Genomic DNA, 18973 nt, shown 5'->3' with positions numbered 1-18973 from the left:
TCCGCTTTTGACTCTGGTCGCATATGTCATCCCGTCGTCAGGAACTTACCGCCCAGCTCAGCCTGGCCCTGCCCATTCTCGGCGGCCAGCTGGCCCAGACCGCCAATGGTTTCGTGGACACCATGATGGCCGGCCGCGTCAGTGCCAATGATCTGGCGGCGGTGGCCGTGGGTGCCAGTATCTGGGTGCCCCTGTTTCTGTTCATGACCGGGGTGTTGATGAGCGCGACCCCCATCCTCTCCCGGCATCTTGGCGGCGAAGCTTACCACCGCATCAATCCCCTCGCCCAGCAGGGCATGTGGCTGGGGCTGGGGTTGGGGGTGCTCAGCGCCCTGCTGCTACGCAGCATGGCGCCAGTGCTTACATGGATGGACGTGGACCCGGCCATCTGCCCGAAAGTCATCGGTTACCTCAACGCACTCAGCTGGGGCATGCCCGGCGCCGCCCTGATGCTGGCCATGCGCAGCTATACCGAAGCCATGAACCACACCCGACCGGTACTGTGGATCAGCGTCATCGGCCTGCTGATCAACATCCCGGCCAATTATGTGCTGATCTATGGCAAGCTCGGCCTGCCGGCCCTGGGCGGCGTGGGCTGTGGCTGGGCAACCAGTCTGGTGATGTGGTCGATGGCGCTGATGATGGCGATCTATACCCACCGGCACCCGGTCTACCAGCATGCCCCACTGAACCTGCGCCAGCGGCATTTTGAAATGCCCAGCCTGGGTTACATGTTGCGCCTGGGCCTGCCGGTGGGGCTGTCCATCTTCTTCGAGGTCAGCATCTTTGCCGTGATTGCCTTGCTGATCGGCAGCCTGGGCGCCCAGGTGGTGGCCAGTCACCAGATTGCGCTGAACTTCACGTCGCTGATCTTCATGGTACCGCTGAGCTTCGCCCTGGCCGCCACCGTGCGGGTGGGCCATGCCCGTGGCCGTGGAGATCGGCAAAGCCTGGGCCATGCCGTGCAGGTAGCAATGGGCATTACCGTGGTGGTGGGGCTGGTGGCATCGCTGGGCCTGGTACTGGCACGGCACTGGATCCCGCACATCTACACCGGCAATAGCCAGGTGGTGGCTCTGGCCAGCCATCTGTTGCTGTTCGCGGCACTCTATCAGGTCTCCGATGCACTGCAGGTGTGTGCCAACGGCTGCCTGCGCGGTTTCGAGGACACCGGCTGGCCCATGCTGATGACCCTGGTCGCCTACTGGGGGATTGGTCTGCCGCTGGGTTACGGGCTCGGCATGAGTCACTGGTGGGGCGAGCCCATGGGCCCGGCGGGCTTCTGGATCGGTCTGGTAGCAGGGCTTACCGCGGCGGCCGTTTTGCTGGGGCTGCGCCTGCGCTGGCGGCTGGCCCAGCCTCTGGCGCGCCATGCCGCCAACGATGACCCGGCGACTCAGTCACAGGCGCAGGGTGTGGCCAACAACGCCCGGTAATAGTCATCACTGAGCCAGGGGCGGCCACTGAGAAGATGATTCAGGTACCAGCGCTCCGGCAATAACTGCTCCGCCTGCCACTGCGGGTTGGCAATGTACACCCAGCTTCGCACGCTGCCCGAAGCGGTCTCGACACGCAGACACTCGCGACGGTAGCGTTCCGGCCACCCCTCGAACGGGTCCAGGCGCTCAATTTCCCGATGGTCCCAAAGTTGGTAGAGCACCCCCTCGCAGGCCGCACCTGGCACGATATTGGCGTAGGCGATGCCCTGCTTGCCATGGGCGCGCTTGTTGAACGACAGTTGCCAGCCCTCCAGCCTGGCGGCATGGCTGTGGCGGTAACGCATGCCACGCACCGCCATGCGCGCCGGATTCATGTTGGAGCCGTAGGCAAAATAGTAGTTACAGGTATCCATGGGATTGCACCGTTCATCCTCGCCACTTGCGCCTTTTGCTGCGACAGGCTACCGTGAAGTAACGGGCTTTTGTACCCGCGGGTACCAGGCCCTCTAGGCAATGTACCGGGAGGTGCCCATGACTCAGGCTCACCGGCAACACCCTGGCGGAAGCAACGTGCTTCCCTTCTCTCCACGCCGCAAAGCGGCACAGCCCCCTATTTTGCGTTTATCCCCGGAATACGACGGCATTGAGCTGCTGTATGCCAATGACCAGCACCCGGACACCCTGTTTTCCCTGAAGATTCTCGCCTGGGCCCGGCTCGCCAATGGTGACACCGTGGCCATGGTGCCGTGGCTGAAAGAACCGGTCACCGCCATGGCGCTCGCCGACCCGCTCAACGGTCGCTGGGAGGGTTACCGCCTGCCCGGCAGCGACTACCTGTTTGTGGATGCCCCGCAACACAAGGTGCAGGAGCTGGATGCGGCGCTGGAATTCTTTGGCAAACCCCAGCCGGGCGAGCACCAGGTACAGGAAATCCCCGATACCATTGGTACCCATGCGGTCTTTTCCAGTGACGGCTTCCATACCATCAGCCTGATGGAGGTGGTCAGCTGGCGCCTGTTTGCCGATGGCACCCTGGCGGCCATGGTGGCCGAAGAACAATCGGTGACGCAGACACCGGTGTTGCCCGGCGCCGAGTGCCTGGAAATGGCCCAGCAACGGCCAGCCTTCCGCTATTTTTTCCAGCACGGCATCGCCAACCGGCTCAAGGAACGAGACCCGGAGGCACTGGCAGCGGTCGCCATGTTGGCGAAAAGCTGAAAAGCGTCACGCCACGCGGGCGGCTTTCAGCCGCCCTGTCGGCCTGCGGGAGCTGACTCAGGCTTTCTTGCGAATCCAGTAGCAATACAGCTCACCCTCTTGCTGTTGTTGAAGCAGAGTGTGGCCGAGAAACTGGCAGAACTTGGGGATATCGCGCTCGGTGGACGGGTCAGTGGCTTTCACTTCCAGCACCTCACCCGGTGCCATGTCGCGCACCTTGTTGTGCAGCATCATGACCGGTTCCGGGCACAGCAGGCCGGTGGCGTCGAGGTGGTGTTGCGCGTCCATGGGGCGGCTCCGGGATGAAAAACGGCCCGCCATTATAACTGCTGTCGAATAATTCGCAGCCACCGGCGGGCAACCGCGGAATAACAAGCCGGCTCCGCCAGGGCGGCGGAGCCGGTGGCCGCAAGATTCGCCCGGCCGAGCGACGCTGATGGATCACCTTGTTCTTTTGTTTCTGCCACCGGCAAGCAGCCCCAGCAGCACCAGACCAGCCAGCCCCACACTGCCACCGCTGCCCTGCCCCACCGGCGTTGCCCCGTTGCCCCCTGCAGGCACCGCCTGACCACTCAGCGCTACCGCCATGGGCTTATCCAAGCTCTCGGCCGTCACGGCCAGCGAGGCCGACAGGGTGCCAGGGTGGGCAGGCCGGAAACTCAAAGCCACCGAACACTGCCTGCCCGGCAACAGCGGCTGACAGTCATCGCCATCGAGCCGGCTAAATGCATTGTCACCGGACAATGCGGAAGACACATCCAGGCTGACATTGCCGTCATTGAAGATCGCCAGTTCGGTAGTCTGCGTATTGCCCAGGCCCACCGGGCCGAACTCAAGACGCCCGGGATTGATGCTCAGATGTGGCGCTGGCATGGCCTGCCCGTTACCACTCAGCGGAATCGCCCGTTGTGACGGCATCAGATCACTGGATTCCAGCGTCAAAAGGCCGGTATGACCGCCCGGGGAAGCGGGACGGAATACCACGGTCACCGTGCACTGTGCCGACGGCACCAGGCCCGAGCCACAATCGTGGCTCAGGCTGAAGTCGGCGCTGGCGTCCAGAGTGATGCTGTCCAGACTCAAGGCCGCGCTGCCACCATTGCTCAACGTCACGGAGCGGCTCACGGCGTCGCCCACCAGGGTGGGCGCAAAGGAGAGGGTCTGCGGATCCATCACCAGCACCGGCACAGGAACCGGTACCACGCTCCCCTGCAGGTCGATAGATAAATCGGGCTGGTCGGCATCATCGGAGGTGATCGTCAATGTGCCGGGATAATCGCCGCTGGCATCGGCGGCGAAGGTCACTGTGATGGTGCAGCTTTGCCCCGCCGGCAGGCTTGGCGGGCAATCGCTGCTGTGATTGTAGGCCTCGCCCTGCATCGTTATTGCCGTCAGTGCCAGGGGGCCATCACCGTTGTTGCTGACATTGACGGTCTGCTCCGCCGTGCTGCCCAGCGGCAAGGCATCGAAAACCAGAGACAGGGGCAACACCTTGATCTCAGGCTGTGGTTGCGGGGTCCCTTCTGCGGACAATGCAAGGCTGATTGATACGTTATCCGGGTCATTGCTTTGCAATACCAGGCTGGCTTTTTTCATGCCGATACTGACCGGCGAAAACGACACGGTCAGCAGGCAATCACTCCCCGGCGCCACGGCGCTGCAATCCCCACTAAACGCAAAGGTGTTACTGTCAGTGCCGTCCAGACTGGCGCTGACCGACAATACCGCAGTGCCGGTATTACTGAGAGTGACCACCTCCTTTGCGGTACTACCCACCTGGCTTTGCCCCAGATCCAGAGAGAGCGGACTGACCGCCAACGCCGGCGTAGCCAGCGGCACGCCCTTGCCAGACAGGGTGACCACCGCGGAAGGGCTGTTGCCGGCATTGGAGTCCACGTTGATATGGGCGTTATAGCTCTGTGCCGTGAGCGGCGTGAAACTGACCTGCACAGGACAAGTCTGGCCAGCGACAATCAGGCTGCAATCCGCCGCCAGCGCATAGGCAGTACTGCCACTGCCCGCCAGGGTCACACTGTCGATCTGCAGATCCGCATTGCCCGTGTTAGCCAGCAACAGGGTTTTCTGGCTACTTTTACCGACTTCCACCTCGGCAAACGCCAGGTTCGCCGGAGACAGGGACAGCGACGGTGTGGGGGTAGCCGTACCCTTGCCCTGCAGATAAAGGTTGAGTGTCGGTGTGACCGGATCGTTGCTTTGCAATATCAATGTGGCATTAAATGCCCCTGCCGCGGTCGGGGTAAAACCTAGCGTGGCACTGCAGCTGTCGCCGGCGGCGATAGTGCTGCAACTCTTGTCGAGACTGAAATCCGCCGCGCCACTGACGGCAAGCTTGCTGATGGTCAGGGCGGCGCTGCCGGTGTTGCTGATGACCAGTTCACGGGTGGCCGAATTACCAGCCTGCACCTGGCCGAAGTCGAGCAATATCTGCCCCCCCAGATCAATGGCCGGCGACGACTGTACGACGCCCTCGCCCAGCAATGATATTTCCCGGTTGCCATTTTCGGCATCATTGGACGCAATCGACAGCATGGCGCTGCGCACGCCCGTGGCCGCGGGCGAAAAATTGACTGTCACCGTGCAACTACCGTCCACGGGCACAGAGGCACAATCATGGCTGTCACTGAAATCAGCGGCCTGAGACCCCGCCAGGCTGATCACTGATACCACCAGCGTCGCATCACCATTATTGCTGAGGGTGAGGGTCTGAGTGCCGGTCAGGCCGGTAACGACCTGGCCAAAGTCCAGGGTATCCGGATCGGTGTGGAGCACCGGCCCCGTGGTGCTTTGCGCCGGGGTGACGGTAAAGCGGTGCAGCAGGTTGTCTTTGCCTTCGTCTGCCATGCGAGCGTCATCCATGCTGCAGCTGACCACGAAGGCGTCCGCATTGTCCGGATCATGCCAGGACTCACCGAAATCAATCGGCGAGCCATCGCCCCTGCGGGCAATCAGCGACATGGCCAGATCCCTGTCCACACGAATGTCGACCTGCCCCTGATTGCTCTCGGAGAAGGTCAGTGAGGGTGTATCACCGGTGGCGACAATATCGAAGGGCCCACTGATTGCGGAAATATCCGTCGAGGCAATGGCAAGAGGGACCGCAATGGGGAGATTCAATCCGCCGGGCCCGGTCACCGAGGAGTTGGCAGTGGCGGTCCCCTCGAGGGTTTGCGCTCCGACCAGAGTCAGCCCCTGGTAGGTATTACCCTCCGCGGTGGCCGTTACCTGAAGATTGAAGGCGCCGGTTGCCTCGCCGGCGGGCAGACTGTCAGGCATGTCGGTGTGGATCCGCGCCGTCAACGGCTGCTGGCCGATCAATGGATAAGTGCACTGGAAATACAATGTCCTGTCGATGGGCACGGCTAACGCCGTACTGCCCAAAGACAGCATCAACAGTGGCACAACGGCACGTCTTAACATCTTGGTTAGCATCTTGCTCAACATGCTGGAATCCACTCCCTGGCTCCCCTTTTCTTTTTGTTGGTGGTCCGGCTCAAGGCGCGGGACAATTGGATGCTGGTGGCTGGCCGGCCAGCACCTTTTCGATAAACTGATTGACTCCGTCATTGCCCCGGTACACCAGGTTGATGTGGCGTACGATGCCGTTCTTGCCATGGGTGTCGTAGCTTTTCCAGGTAACGTTGACCCCCTCATCGCAGTACTGGTGACGCAGATCACTGGCCTGGGAATAGGCCACCAGACCGTCTTCCACCTCGTGGTACTGATAAACCGGTACCGGAATCGGCTGCTGTCCCAACTGGTTTTCGCTGATCCGTTGCAGCCGCTGCGCTGTCAGGGGGTTAACGTCAGTGACATCGGCCAACGACACGCCGTCAAAATTCTGCAGCAACTCGAGCACGCACATGTCGCTTTCCATGTCCGCCACAGCCTGCCTGCCCTGGTCGTTGAGAAACGGTGCCAGGGACAATTCCGGATAGGCATGATCCTGGCCAACCAGCGCATAGAACAGCACGCCGAAACCTGCCTGGCCGTTCAGGGGCAGCGCCACCTGGGCCAGGTTGGCGGGCACCCCACCCCCGGCAATGCCCTTGAGATCAAGGTCCGGGGCATAGAGGTTGTACATCTGCCCGGCCCACATGGCGGCGCCACCGCCCTGGGAATAACCACGGATAATCACTGGCGCGCTATCGGAAAGGCCGGCCTCCGGCAGACGCTGGGCCGCACGCACCACATCCAGTACCGCCGCGCCCATGGATTGACCAATCATGTAGGTGGTGTCGGGCTGCGGGTGGTACCCCTCATAATCGGTCACCGCCACCGCATACCCCCTTGCCAGCATGTCATTGATGGCGGCCTGCTCATAAAAGGCCCCCTTGCCGATCATCCGGGACGGGGCACAGCGGAAAGCCGGCCCCGCGGTACCCGGGGCCAACGCGATAATCGGCATGCTTGCCGGGTCTCCCTGACGGGGCACCAGCACTTCGCCGGTAACTACATTGGCATTGCCCTGCCCATCGGTGGATCGGTACATGACCTGCCAGGCATTGGCCAACTGGCGGCTGGTCGGCGGGCCCGCCGACCAGGGTCGCCAACGCAGCGGGTCCCCCCGCTGCCCCGCGGGGAGCGGCTCCGGTGGCTGGTAGAAGCTGTCATCGGCATAAACCGGCAAGGCCGGCATAAAGCTGGCCACCGTAACGAAAACCACCAGGGCCGCCAGGTGCATCAACCGGAAAAAATGCATGATCAGAAACTCCTTTCGCTATCGGTGGCGGATGTGGTGGACAGAAGCTGGCTCGGCGGTGACATCATCAGTGTGATGCTGTTGTTGGCGCCGGCGACAAGCAGGTTGATCACATCCGTCATCACACCGCAGTCAGAAAGTGGCGGCATGGCGTAACGCCCGGTCAAACGCCTTCCATCGTTCATGTCGAAGTCTTCCCCGGTCGGGGTTGCCAGGCTCAAGTGGGCGCTCTCCCGGGTACGGCACTGCCCCACCTTGCCCAGCGACAAGGGCACACCGAAAAGACGCAGTTTCAGGTTGCTGAGCTGAAGGTTGGCATCGAACTGCAGGTGCATGATGCTGTCTGTCAGCGAGCCGTTCACGTCATTGACCGGTTGCAGGAGAAAATCGGCGTCCAGCGTCACCGAACGCAGAAAGGACACCAGCCGAACATGCTGACGGGACGGCTCGAATTCCATCTGTGCCGAGAAAAGTCCGTTTGTCGCATCGACGGTGCCGCGAATATGCCCGTCCAGGGGCAGACTCACACGCCCCTGCAGCGAGGATTCCCCACTGAGTTGAAAATCCAGGTCGGTTTGTTGCGATTGGCCACTGCCGCTCACCGGCACATTCAGCAAGGGCTGATCGGGATCACTGGAAGCAATGACCAGCTCCGCTGCCTTGTCACCGGGACTGTCCGGCGTAAAACTGACGGTCACTTCACAACTGCCATTGGGGTCAATGGCGGAACACAGGTTCTGCTGGGAAAAGAGCTGCGCATCGCCACCACTGAGCGTTACCGATGACACCAGCAAAACATCAGTACCGGCATTGGCAAGAAGCAGTGTCTGCTGCTTTGTCTGACCAACCCCCACCTGTTTGAAGTCCAGCGAGGAAGGCTGGCTGGTGATATGGGGCCTGGGCGCCATCTGCCCACTGCCGGTCACTGCGACGGCCATATCGGGACGCTGCGGATCATCAGAGTGCACCCGCAGGGTCGCTTCGGCATTACCGTCCGTGTTCGGTACAAAAGTTACCTGGACCTGACATTGATCCCCGGATAGCAAGGTCGTGCAATCATGACTGAGCAAGAACTGGGAGGAGTCTGGTCCATCGAGTTCGATAGAGGAAATACCGAGCGCAGCACCGCCCACATTGCGAACCGTCACCGCCAGGGTCTTATTCAGCCCTATCTGAACCTGATCAAACGACAGTGTTCCGGGCGACACATCAATCTGCGGGTGCGCAGGCGGCACGACCACCGTAAAGCGGTGCAACACACCGTCCTGCCCGGCATCCAGACGACACTCACTTTCGAACTGGCCAAGGCCCGTGGGCTGGCCCTGATTGTCTTGCGGGGCCAGCGCCAGCACCAAATCCCCGACGCGGATTGTCACATCGCCGGCATTGGCCGGGCCAAAGGTCAAAGCCGGCGTCGAGCCACTGGCCGACATGGTGAAAGGCCCGGCCTGATCGGGAAGCAACCTGTCTTCCAGAGACAGGGGCAACGTCAATGGCAGCTCGAGCCCGGTGGCGGAGACCGACGCACTGGCTGACACCGAGCCTTTCAGGGTGTGAGTACCGACAAAGTCGAGACCATTCCAGGCGCCGGTACTGACCGTGGCGGTGGCCTGGATATCAAATGCCCCTGTGCTCTGGCCCGCCGTCACCGTCGACGGCATGTCCGAGTCGATGTGGACCTTGATGGCCTGCTCCTCAAGTAGAGGAAAGACGCAGGTATAGTCAAAGTTGGCGGATACCGGTTCCCCCCGCGCTATTGATGCCATTGCCATCAACAGGCCCGCTAGCAGGCTGATGACGATACGTTTTGTTATTTCATCCATGAACATGAGGACTATCCATTATTGATCCGGCGGCGGAACATCTGCCCAAGGCCGTCGTCAACAACGGCTTGGGCAGATATTCAAATAAAATGCTGTGCCCGAAACGGGCACAGCATTCGTATTAAGGCAATACCGGAGTGGCGCCCTGCCGCAGCAGGACACCACCGTTAACGGTTATTGCAGGTCGGGGGTCAGTGACAGCTGGATAGTGTTGCCACTGCCAGCCATGAACAGGTTGAGGATGTCGGTGAGCGCACCACAGTTGCTCAGACCCGGCAGGTCATACACGCCTTCCAGGTTGCCACCGGCACCCAGCGGATCGAAGGTTTCACCGTCAGGGCTGTTCAGATGGATGCTGACCGGCTCGGCAGTCTTGCACTGATCGCCACCGCCAACCGGGAAACCGAAGCCAAACATTTTCAGCTTCACTTTCGGCATCTTGATGTACATCTGCGCATCGGCAGACAGTACATTGGCAGAGTTCAGTGTGCCTTCGGTCTGACCCACCTGCTCGAAGCCGATCTTGGCGTCAGCCTGGATGAAGCTCCAGCCACGCAGGATCTTGAAGCTGCCACTGGTGGGATCCAGGTTCAGATCTGCGGTGAACATGCCAGTGGCCAGGTCCAGTACCGCATGGATAGCGCCACTCAGGGAAACCGTGCCATTAGCCTTCTTGATCTTGGTGCTGCCATCCAGCCCGTAGTCGACCTCGACACCACCACCGGTCTGCTCGGTACCCTTGCCACTCAGGGCAACGGTCAGGCTCGCGGTATCCGGGTCGTTGGACTGAACCGTCAGGGTCGCACTCTTGTCACCCTGGCCTGCCGGGGTGAACGTGATGGAAACCGTACAGCTGTCGCCGGCGGCCACATTGGTGCAGTCATTGCTCTGGATGAACTCGCTGGCATTGGCCCCGCCCACGGAAACACCGGTAATGTTCAGGCTGGCGGTACCATCGTTGCCAATGGTCACATCCATATCCTTGCTGGAGCCGACGGTCACGGAACCGAAGTTCGCGCTTTGCGGGTCAGCCGTGATATTCGGCTCCGGCGCCAGTTGGCTCTGGCCGGTCAGCGGGACATCCAGGCTCGGGGTATCCGGGTCATCGGACGCGATGGTCAGGGTACCGTTGCGCTCGCCTTCGCCGGTCGGCATGAAGGTCACGGTCACGGTACAGCTGTCACCGGCGGCCACAGTGGTACAGTCGTTGGTTTGCATGAAGGAGCCCGCATCGGCACCCCCCAGGGAAACGCCATTAACGCCCAGCGGCTGGCCACCGGTATTGCTGATGGTGACGCTCATATCCTTGGTAAGGCCACCCTGCACCATACCGAAGTCCACTTCTTCCGGGTCGGCCTTGATGTTCTGCTCGGCGGTCGCACCGGTAACTTCGAAGGAATGCAGTTTGTTATCAACACCGTTCTGGTCCATGCGGGCCTGATCCATCGTACAGTCGACCAGGAAGGCCTCCGGGTTGTTCGGATCGTGCCAGCTGGAACCGAAGTCCACCGCCGTACCGTCCGCCTTGCGGGCGATCATGGACAGGGACATGGTCTCATCAACAAAGATATCGACCGTGCCCACGTTATCCTGGGTAAACGTCAGCGACGGGGTATCGCCGGTGGCGGTCAGATCAAACGGCCCGGTGACACCGGAAATATCGGTTACCGGAATTGTCAGCGGCACGGTCAACGGCAGGTTCAGGGAATTTCCGCTGACAGTGGAATTGGCCTTGGCGGTCCCCTCCAGGGTTGTCGCCCCCACCAGGCTCAGGCCCTGGTAGGTGTTGCCTTCCGCCGTGGCGGTAATTTCCAGGGTAAAGGCACCAGTGGCATCACCAACCTGAATGCTCTCCGGCATATCCGTGTGGATATTTGCCGTCAGCGGCTGCTGGCCAATCAGCGGGTAAGTACATTGGAAGTACATGGTCTTGTCGACAGGCACCGCCGAAGCCGCACCACTGGCTGCCAGCAATGCTGCCGCCGCCAGTGACCGCATTTTGAGCGGCCCGAAGTTCACGTTATGGGGGATCATGAGTAACTCCTTAACTTGGATTTATTCTCAATGTTTACGTGTCTTTCGCAGACAGCCGCCGGGGGATTCCTTGTACCGGCCTTGCGATTGATGTGCCCGCAGCATGATTGCCATGAACCGATTTGCCACAGGCATTGAGCACATCTGTTCACGGGCACATGCAGCCATTATTCGCAAGTTAAAATCGGGTTCATTGTTATCAGTGACAGGTTTTTGGTTAAAAAAGACAGCTGTGATGCCTTACGCATATTGGCCGGAATCAACAACACAAAACCCGTAAAACCGCATCGGCAAAACGCTTTATTTTTAAAAAAGCGCATCACCAGAAAATAGAGAAAACGGGTTAATAAAATAATCAGCGCAGGGATGGACGGCTTACACTACGTCTCATGTCGCCGGGGGTTTCTCCCGTCCAGCCACGGAAAGCCTTGGTGAAACTTGCCTGATCACTGTAACCGAGGATCTCGGCGATCTTGTGCAGGGGAATACTGGTATCTTTCAGATAACGGGTAGCAAAGGTCTGGCGCACCTGGCTACGAATGTCATGGAAGGACACGCCGGCCAGTTTTAAGTGGTGACGAATGGAGCGGGGGCTCATCCCCAGTCGCTCGCCAACCCTTTCCAGGGTACCGTCGCGGCCGGGATGGCGAATCACCTGCTCACGAACCCGGGCCACAACGGTCTCGTGCTCATCATGGTGAACATCTTGCCGGGAACGGGCATTGGCCAGGTAGAAGGCCAGCGCCAGATCATCATCACGGGCTGGCCGGCCCGAAAGAGGAATCACCACCTGGTTGCAACGGCCTGCAAAAGTCAGTGATGCACCCGGAGCCAGCTGTGACCAGCCGCTATCATCCAGCTCCGATGGAAAGTCGAACTCGACATGTAGCTGCCGACATATCAGTGATGTGAGGGCATAAATACTGCCCATGTATATCCTGGCGATGAAAGAACGCAATTCCCCGAGCTCCCAGATATCATGCAACTCGATACGAAGCTCCTCACCGCTACAGCTCACCTTCATATCCATGATCGGTAGTGCGACACGCAGATACTGCACCACCATACTGGCCAGCTCACGATGGTTCTTCTGCTTGAGCAAGGCAAAACCCAGCAGGCCATGTCCCTGCAGATCCAGCTGTTGGCCAAATTCGAAACCGGCACGCTCATCGGTCAGAAAACGCTGGGCCGCATCAAGCACCATCAGCAGTTCTTTCATGGAGAGCAGGTGCAGGTGGGAATCATGCAGGGAATCAGGCAGGTTCGTCCCTTCCAGCAACGCCTGGCGACTGACGCCCCGGCCAACCATGAACTCAATAAACATCTGCAGATAATGGGCAGACACCAGCGGCACTTCATAGGCCATGGCATTGGATTTGAACATGATCAATCCCTCGATCCTCTGTCCCACCGGCACTTTCAAGCTGACAATCTGAAAGCGCATCGATCAAGGACGTACAGCGCCTTTTCCGTTTTCGTCTTTCCGACGTACTGGCCTGGCAGTATGACTTCCCTTGCGAAAGTGCACGGGGGTTTATCAAACGTCATTTATATTTTATTGCCATTAGCCGAAAGGTCAGATTGAACACGTTATTTATAATAAAAACGGAACAGACCCATTCTTTTTGATTATAAAAATCATCGTTTCTTTATTTGATCCTAGCCATCAATGAATCACGGCTTCCATGCCCTGACCGCTAAAAACAAAATAATGGCCATAACTGTCTCTGTGTAATCATCGGCACACACCATTAAGTGAACCGGGTCAAAATTTAAATGCCTGGTGCTTAAAAAACATCACCACTTGCCTCACTGTCACTTTCCGGTCGCAAGGAAGCAGGAAGCCGGCACGTCATTGGCGACGGCAAATAAGAAAAAATAACCAGAGGAGAAGCCGGCATGGGCGCGCTATTGAGATACGCGGGTCTGACTGCGTTTTTTATTCTCAGTCTATTGTTTTTCCTGGTGGCACTGATGCCCGCCGCCGTAATTACCTCGCAGTGGCCCACCGCGCGCGCGCCCACCGCAGACGCTTTGGTCGCACCGCCCCCGCCGACACTGTATGGCCTGTGGTGGAATGGCCAGGGCAGGATGCAATGGCAGGGACAATCCCTGGATGTGAGCTGGCGCCTGGATTGGCATGGCCTGACGCCGGGCATTCAGCTGGCACTGCAATCCGGCCAGGTTAACGCCCGGGGCTGGCTGGGGGCGGACTGGGGAAGCTGGCGTCTGGAACAATGGCAGGCCAGCCTGCCCGTGAACCTGCTGGCCCCGCTGTTCCCCCAGGCCCAGGCAGACGGCAAGCTGGATATCGAACTCTCCACACTACAGCTGACTGGCCGTGAAATTCGCGCCGTCCGCGGGCAGCTGCAATACAGTGGCGGCACGGTGACATTGCCACAGGGTATGACCACCGCCGTGCCCGCCATACATGGCGACCTGACCATGGAACAACAAACACCCCGACTGCAACTGACCGGCCCTGACCAGCAAGCGCTGGCTGAAGCCACACTGGAAGGCAAGACACTGAATCTGCAGGTCTTCCGCGCCCTGCCCCAGTTGCTGGATATGAGCGCTGCCGGCAACGCCTCGGAGGTGGTCTTCCGCAGTCGTCAACCCATGCCGGTCAGTGCCCGCTCCGGCTGAGCGCTGCGGGCGGCTGCCAGAAACAGACCAACAGCACCGCCAGGGCGCCCAGCAATGCCGCCAGCAGAAAATGCATGCTGTACCCCAGCCAGGCGACACTAAAGCCGCTAGCCAGCGTAAAGAGCCCCACCGCAAACAGCTGTACGCACGCCTGCAGCGTATAATCAGAGCCTTCATGCCCCTGCCGGCAGTAATCCATCATTACCGCGAACAGGGCCACCGTGGACAGGCCATCCGCCCACTGTTCGAACAGGGCCACCGGCCATATCCACGCCGGATGCTGGCCACTGGCCACCGCCTGCCAACCCACAAAGGCCAACGCCTGAAGGCTGCCAAAAATCACCAGCGCCGGACGATGCGGTAACCGCAACAAACAGATCCCGGCCATGCCCGCCCCGAGCAGCCCCACCAGGGAAGCGATCAGATCCAGGCGGCCAATGGCGGCCAGGCTCCAGCCCTGGTCGACCAGGCAGGGTTTGATCATGGTGGAACCAAAGCCGTCACCGACCTTGTAGGCCAGTAGCACCAGTAGCCAGGTGCCCATGGACGGACGGCTCCAGAAGCCGTGGAGTTGCCGCCACCACCAGCGAAACGAGATGGACTGGCGTTGTCGAACCGGTTCGTCCGGCTCGGGAAAGTGCCGTACCAGCAGCATGATGGCCAGCAGAAGCACGGCCATTAACCAGAGGGTGCTGCGCCAACCGGCAACATCGGTCATCAGCAGCAGTACGCTGCTGCCCAGTAGCATGCCTATCTTGTAGCCACTGACCTGAATGCTGTTACCCAGACCGCGCAGGTCGCGTGTGAGAAGACGGGTAGCCAACCCATCCGTGGCGATATCCTGGGTAGCACTGAAAAGGTTTAGAACCAGCAGCAACAGCAGCAGAAATCCGATACCACTGCCAAACAACCAGCTCCGGTCCGCCATGCCTGCCAACAGCAGCAGCAGAGCCACACCGGCCAGACACACCAGCATCCACCGTTGCCGGTGACCGCGGCTCTGGCTGCCCCAGCGATCCACCCAGGGCGCCCAGACGAATTTCAGCGCCCACGGCAACGCCGGCAGCGCCAGCAGCCCAATCCACTGGGGCGCCAGGCCCGCGTCCCTGGCCAGGGCCGGCAATGCCTTGCCCAACAGTCCGGCCGGCAGTCCCTGGGCAAAATACAGTGCACCCAGCGTCGCCAGCAGTAGCGCCCTGCCCGGCCCCCGGCGCATCAGTCAGTCTCTGCAAAGCTGGCCCAGACGGTAATTTCCTCTCGATCGTAATAAAGCTGTGCGGCGCGAATCACCGGGTCACCATGCCGGCCAAGCCCTGTGGCCAGACGCTCCAGCAGGGTCTGGGCCTCATGGAAACGGCGCTTCATGGGCAGCTTGAGGTTGAACAGCGCCGCCTGGGCCCAGCCCTGCACCAGCCATTTTTCCATCAGTTGCAGGGTGCGCGCGGGCTTGTCCACCACATCGCAGACCACCAGATCCACTCCACTGCGCGGTCGCCAGGTAAAAGCATCGCCGGGGATGTGCTCGACCGGGAATTCATTGAGCAACCGCGGTGCCAGTTTGCCGTGGTCCACCGCCTGCACACGAATGCCACGGCGCGCCAGCTGCCAGGTCCAACCACCCGGCGCGGCACCGAGATCCACGGCGGTCTTGGCGGCCAGCACGTCCGCGCTGCCAAAAAAACGGATCAGGGCTTCCTCCACTTTCAGGGCGGAGCGGCTGGGCGCCTCCGCCGGCAGCTTGAGCCGCAAGACGCCGGCTTCCACCAACGGCAGGTCGGCATCGCTGCTACCCAGCCAGCCATTGCGTGAATCGCTGAAAAACAGGTGCAAACGCTGGCCGGCCTTCTTTCTCAACAGTCCGGCCTTGCGCAAACGGGGTTCCAGAGCCTTGCGAAAGCCACGCAGAAAACGCTGCAACTCCCGCCCCTCGTTGGTATCCGGGTATTCCAGATAGAGCTCGGAAAATGGCGCCAGCGCCTCGAATAACGGCCATAACTCGCCGATGCGGTCATCGGACAGGTCCTCAAAGCCGGCAGACACCAGAAACTGGGTGCGGGCGAAAATGAGCCCCTGGGACAGCACTGGCACCAGTGATCCCTGCTGACTGTGCCAGAGCACATAGCCACTGCCGCTGCTGGCCTGGGGATACCCGGCTACCATCCGCTCACCGGCATGAAAGCTGAACTCCGCCGCCAGGTCGTTTTCAAAACCCGGCCGGCACAGGGCAAGCAGGGTTTCGCCTTCATTGTTGATAAAGTCGCTGGGCATAGGGCTCTCACGCTGGTTACAATGTGCCACATTGTCCTCATCACAACGGCTGGATCAATAATGAAAACAACACTGCCGCTGATTCTGGGCCTCTCCTGCGCCCTGACTGCCCCCCTGCATGCCGAAGAACTGGCGCCGCCCAACGTGGATTTCTATGGCGAATTCCAGGTCAACCGCAATGACCTCGGCAACCTGGGCGTGGACCAGGCGGACGGTCTCTCGGTGCGGGCCGGCATGTGGCTCAATGACCTGGGCGGCCCCTGGGGCTCGCGTTTTGGCCTGGAAGCCGGGCTCATCCGGCTGGGTGAAGACAACGCCGACAGCAGCTACACACGCAGCCCAACGGCCTCGGAAGCAGGAGTCAACGGCGCGGATGTGGTGCAGATCAATGACCGTCTCAATGTAAAGGTCAATGGACTCGGCTTTGGCGGTATCTGGGACAGCGGCCACTGGCTCTATCTGCGTGGCGGTGCCTACCTGTATGACTACAAAGCCACAGAGCGTTCCCAGCGCGTATTGATCGACAATGGCGGCAATCCGTCTGTTACCTACAACGATACCCCGGCAAGCGATGACACCAATACCCTGGCGCCCTACCTGGGGGCCGGCTTTGCGGTCCGGCTTACCGGCCCGCTGGTGCTGGTGGCCGATTACACCAGTTACCGGGTGGAATCCGAGCAGGTCGGCAGCGTTTCCCTGGGGCTGCGTTACGACGGCAAGTAAGCCCGCCTGGCGGCCTGCCCCGGGGGCAGGCCCTATTTGACGAATACCACCGTCTTGTTACCGTCCACAATCACCCGGTCTTCCAGATGGCAGCGTACGGCGCGCAGCATCACCTGACGCTCCACATCCTGCCCCAGTGACTTGAGCTCCGCGGCACTGTGCCGGTGGCTGACACGCTGCACGTTCTGCTCGATGATGGGCCCCTGGTCCAGGTCTTCGGTGACATAGTGACTGGTCGCGCCAATCAGCTTCACACCGCGGTCATAGGCCTGCTGGTACGGATTGGCGCCGACAAAAGCCGGCAGAAAGGAATGGTGGATATTGATGATGCGGTGCGGATGCCGGGCCACAAAGGCCGGACTGAGAATCTGCATGTAACGGGCCAGCACAATCACATCCACCTGGTCTTCCAGCAATGCCAGCGCCTGAGCTTCAGCGTCGTCCTTGTTGTCTGCATTGACTGGAATATGGTGATAATCAATGCCGAAACGCTCCACTTCCCCGCGCAGATCATCGTGATTGCTGATTACCATGGGAATCACGGCCGGCAGGTCACCGCGGGAGGTGCGCCACAACAGATCCATCAACACATGGTCATGGCGGGACACCAGGATCGCCATGCGCTTCTTGTCATTGGCGTAGCTGATGCGCCACTGCATACCGTAGGGTTCCGCCACCCGGGAAGCAAAATTACGCTCCAGCGCCTCGCGGGAGCAATCCAGCGCCGGTGTCTGGAATTCCAGCCGCAGGAAGAAGGTTCCCCCCTGGGCATCACTGGAGTGCTGATCAAAATCGGTGATGTTGGCACCGTGGTTATAGAGAAAGGTACTGACCGCGCTGATGATGCCCGGCTTGTCCGGGCAGGTCACCAGCAGCCGGGCGGTGCCGGCATCATTCATGTTCATAGCGTTTCCAGACCCGGGCGAAAGCCTAGGCGAAATGTTCCTTGCGGTAGCTGGACGGGGTTTTGCCGGTCCATTTCTTGAAAGCCCGATGGAAGGAGCTGGCCTCACTGAAGCCCATCAGCAGTGCGATCTCGTCAATGCTCAGCTCCGGCTTGGAAAGATAGTAGACCGAGGCATCCTTGCGGATGGAGTCCTTGATCTCCTGGTAACTGGTGTTGGCTTCCTTGAGCCGACGGCGCAGGGTTTGCGGTGTCATGCCCAGTTTCTGGCAGATTTCGGTGAAATCAGGAAAGCTGTTGCCGTATTCATTGGAAATGATCGCCCGAATCTGGGCGGGCAGCCCCACATTGTGGATATTGCCGTCGAACAGCTGTGCCAGCGAATCGGTCAGGAACTTGGACAGCGACAGTTCGTTCTGTACCAGCGGCAGTTCCAGATACTCCGCGCGAATCACCACATAGCTGCTATCGGCGCCGTAATGGATCGGGCAATCAAACATGAAGCGATGTTCATCATCACCCACCGGCTGATAATCCAGATGCACTTCCTGGGGTTCGATGGCTTTGCCGACCAGCCAGCTCATGAAGCGCAGCCAGATAAACAGGGAGGCCTCGATGATCACCTCCCGGAAATCCAGGCGCGGGTCCGCATCCACCACCAGTCGCGCCTGATCGCCGTCACGCACCAGCCGTGAATGCAGGCTCAGCTCGAACAGCTCGTAGAAACGAAAGCCACGGTCCACGGCGGTACCCAGGTTGGGACAGTTGATCACCGCATGGGCCATCATGGAAAACGTCCCCGGCTTGGATTTTCGCCCCTGGCCAAAGCCCAGGAATTCATCCTGGGTCTGCTCCATGATCAGCAACATCAGCTTGATGAAGGTGTCACGCTCGATACGCGCTTCCGGGTCTTCCAGCATATGACGGGGAATGCCGCACTGCCCGAGCAGATCGGGAATACTGGCCCCGGAACGGGCCGCCCCCTGTAACAGCTTGACCACCCTGTTGATATTGATCGTCCTGCGATGAATCATCGACCGCTAACCTCGATTATCCTTCTTGTAAGCCCCACCAACGGCCTGCCCGGGGCAACCTGCCCTGCCGGGCTGCGCCAATCATAAATAATGTTGGCCCGCTTGGCACATTGTTGGCAAATCCGGCCAGGCCGGGAGATTCCCCGCGAACATGCTATCGGACC

Annotated in this window: 15 protein-coding genes; 4 read left to right on the top strand and 11 right to left on the bottom strand. The window is 60.2% G+C overall.

Annotated elements, in window-relative coordinates:
• Window positions 1-23 precede the first annotated feature (23 nt).
• Window positions 24-1436 (top strand): MATE family efflux transporter, encoded by a 1413-nt coding sequence (locus A11A3_RS06110; protein ID WP_008928403.1) that lies wholly within the window; start codon window positions 24-26, stop codon window positions 1434-1436.
• On the opposite strand, the gene A11A3_RS06105 is transcribed toward A11A3_RS06110, so the two are convergent.
• Window positions 1397-1852 (bottom strand): gamma-glutamylcyclotransferase family protein, encoded by a 456-nt coding sequence (locus tag A11A3_RS06105; protein ID WP_008928402.1) that lies wholly within the window; start codon window positions 1850-1852, stop codon window positions 1397-1399. The genes A11A3_RS06110 and A11A3_RS06105 overlap by 40 nt on opposite strands.
• 202 nt (window positions 1853-2054) lie before the next feature.
• Between A11A3_RS06105 and A11A3_RS06100 the strand changes: the two genes are divergently transcribed.
• The gene (locus A11A3_RS06100) at window positions 2055-2657 is read left to right on the top strand and encodes a hypothetical protein (RefSeq protein ID WP_008928401.1); all 603 of its coding nucleotides are present in this window, start codon (window positions 2055-2057) and stop codon (window positions 2655-2657) included.
• Window positions 2658-2714: 57 nt separating this feature from the next.
• On the opposite strand, the gene tusA is transcribed toward A11A3_RS06100, so the two are convergent.
• From tusA to A11A3_RS06070, 6 genes are all read right to left on the bottom strand, one after another.
• Entirely contained in the window at window positions 2715-2945 is a 231-nt protein-coding gene (tusA, locus tag A11A3_RS06095; RefSeq protein WP_008928400.1) for a sulfurtransferase TusA, read from the bottom strand.
• A 153-nt stretch (window positions 2946-3098) separates the two neighbouring features.
• On the bottom strand, window positions 3099-6065 hold the full coding sequence (locus A11A3_RS17235) for a choice-of-anchor D domain-containing protein (RefSeq protein WP_306377296.1): 2967 nt from the start codon (window positions 6063-6065) through the stop codon (window positions 3099-3101).
• A gap of 103 nt (window positions 6066-6168) precedes the next feature.
• On the bottom strand, window positions 6169-7377 hold the full coding sequence (locus A11A3_RS06085) for a lipase family protein (RefSeq protein WP_008928398.1): 1209 nt from the start codon (window positions 7375-7377) through the stop codon (window positions 6169-6171).
• A 2-nt stretch (window positions 7378-7379) separates the two neighbouring features.
• Window positions 7380-9200, bottom strand: coding sequence for a choice-of-anchor D domain-containing protein (locus A11A3_RS17230; RefSeq protein WP_162136910.1), 1821 nt, complete (start codon window positions 9198-9200; stop codon window positions 7380-7382).
• A gap of 174 nt (window positions 9201-9374) precedes the next feature.
• Window positions 9375-11234, bottom strand: coding sequence for a choice-of-anchor D domain-containing protein (locus A11A3_RS06075; protein WP_008928396.1), 1860 nt, complete (start codon window positions 11232-11234; stop codon window positions 9375-9377).
• Window positions 11235-11589: 355 nt separating this feature from the next.
• Entirely contained in the window at window positions 11590-12618 is a 1029-nt protein-coding gene (locus A11A3_RS06070) for a helix-turn-helix transcriptional regulator (RefSeq protein WP_040296807.1), read from the bottom strand.
• A gap of 590 nt (window positions 12619-13208) precedes the next feature.
• On the opposite strand from A11A3_RS06070, the gene gspN reads away from it, so the two are divergent.
• Window positions 13209-13880 carry a type II secretion system protein N gene (gene gspN / locus A11A3_RS06065; RefSeq protein WP_083851699.1) on the top strand — a complete coding sequence of 224 codons (672 nt, stop codon included), beginning with the start codon at window positions 13209-13211 and terminating at the stop codon, window positions 13878-13880.
• Here gspN and A11A3_RS06060 read toward each other — a convergent pair.
• A complete protein-coding gene (locus A11A3_RS06060; protein WP_008928393.1) occupies window positions 13861-15096 on the bottom strand; it encodes an MFS transporter in 1236 nt (411 codons plus the stop codon). The genes gspN and A11A3_RS06060 overlap by 20 nt on opposite strands.
• The gene (gene rlmM, locus A11A3_RS06055; protein WP_008928392.1) at window positions 15096-16148 is read right to left on the bottom strand and encodes a 23S rRNA (cytidine(2498)-2'-O)-methyltransferase RlmM; all 1053 of its coding nucleotides are present in this window, start codon (window positions 16146-16148) and stop codon (window positions 15096-15098) included. Before rlmM ends, A11A3_RS06060 begins: the two co-directional genes overlap by 1 nt.
• A gap of 60 nt (window positions 16149-16208) precedes the next feature.
• Between rlmM and A11A3_RS06050 the strand changes: the two genes are divergently transcribed.
• Window positions 16209-16871 carry an outer membrane beta-barrel protein gene (locus tag A11A3_RS06050; RefSeq protein ID WP_008928391.1) on the top strand — a complete coding sequence of 221 codons (663 nt, stop codon included), beginning with the start codon at window positions 16209-16211 and terminating at the stop codon, window positions 16869-16871.
• A 32-nt stretch (window positions 16872-16903) separates the two neighbouring features.
• Here the strand turns inward: A11A3_RS06050 and purU are convergent, their stop codons facing one another.
• A complete protein-coding gene (purU, locus tag A11A3_RS06045) occupies window positions 16904-17776 on the bottom strand; it encodes a formyltetrahydrofolate deformylase (protein WP_008928390.1) in 873 nt (290 codons plus the stop codon).
• 25 nt (window positions 17777-17801) lie between these two features.
• Window positions 17802-18809, bottom strand: coding sequence for an AraC family transcriptional regulator (locus A11A3_RS06040; RefSeq protein WP_008928389.1), 1008 nt, complete (start codon window positions 18807-18809; stop codon window positions 17802-17804).
• Between the last annotated feature and the right edge of the window lie 164 nt (window positions 18810-18973).

The sequence above is a fragment of the Alcanivorax hongdengensis A-11-3 genome, assembly GCF_000300995.1.
In the GTDB taxonomy this organism is placed as follows: domain Bacteria; phylum Pseudomonadota; class Gammaproteobacteria; order Pseudomonadales; family Alcanivoracaceae; genus Alcanivorax; species Alcanivorax hongdengensis.
Note: the sequence above shows the minus strand (reverse complement) of the source record. Positions and strands in the feature narration are given on the sequence as shown.

What these genes read in the sequence shown, in the direction of transcription:
- A11A3_RS06110 (WP_008928403.1), top strand. Translation starts at nt 24, where the DNA reads ATGTCATCCCGTCGTCAGGAACTTACCGCCCAGCTCAGCCTGGCCCTG.
- A11A3_RS06105 (WP_008928402.1), bottom strand. Translation starts at nt 1,852, where the DNA reads ATGGATACCTGTAACTACTATTTTGCCTACGGCTCCAACATGAATCCG.
- tusA (WP_008928400.1), bottom strand. Translation starts at nt 2,945, where the DNA reads ATGGACGCGCAACACCACCTCGACGCCACCGGCCTGCTGTGCCCGGAA.
- A11A3_RS17235 (WP_306377296.1), bottom strand. Translation starts at nt 6,065, where the DNA reads ATGCTGTCTTTGGGCAGTACGGCGTTAGCCGTGCCCATCGACAGGACA.
- A11A3_RS06085 (WP_008928398.1), bottom strand. Translation starts at nt 7,377, where the DNA reads ATGCATTTTTTCCGGTTGATGCACCTGGCGGCCCTGGTGGTTTTCGTT.
- A11A3_RS17230 (WP_162136910.1), bottom strand. Translation starts at nt 9,200, where the DNA reads ATGGATGAAATAACAAAACGTATCGTCATCAGCCTGCTAGCGGGCCTG.
- A11A3_RS06075 (WP_008928396.1), bottom strand. Translation starts at nt 11,234, where the DNA reads ATGATCCCCCATAACGTGAACTTCGGGCCGCTCAAAATGCGGTCACTG.
- A11A3_RS06070 (WP_040296807.1), bottom strand. Translation starts at nt 12,618, where the DNA reads ATGTTCAAATCCAATGCCATGGCCTATGAAGTGCCGCTGGTGTCTGCC.
- gspN (WP_083851699.1), top strand. Translation starts at nt 13,209, where the DNA reads ATGCCCGCCGCCGTAATTACCTCGCAGTGGCCCACCGCGCGCGCGCCC.
- A11A3_RS06060 (WP_008928393.1), bottom strand. Translation starts at nt 15,096, where the DNA reads ATGCGCCGGGGGCCGGGCAGGGCGCTACTGCTGGCGACGCTGGGTGCA.
- rlmM (WP_008928392.1), bottom strand. Translation starts at nt 16,148, where the DNA reads ATGCCCAGCGACTTTATCAACAATGAAGGCGAAACCCTGCTTGCCCTG.
- A11A3_RS06050 (WP_008928391.1), top strand. Translation starts at nt 16,209, where the DNA reads ATGAAAACAACACTGCCGCTGATTCTGGGCCTCTCCTGCGCCCTGACT.
- purU (WP_008928390.1), bottom strand. Translation starts at nt 17,776, where the DNA reads ATGAACATGAATGATGCCGGCACCGCCCGGCTGCTGGTGACCTGCCCG.
- A11A3_RS06040 (WP_008928389.1), bottom strand. Translation starts at nt 18,809, where the DNA reads ATGATTCATCGCAGGACGATCAATATCAACAGGGTGGTCAAGCTGTTA.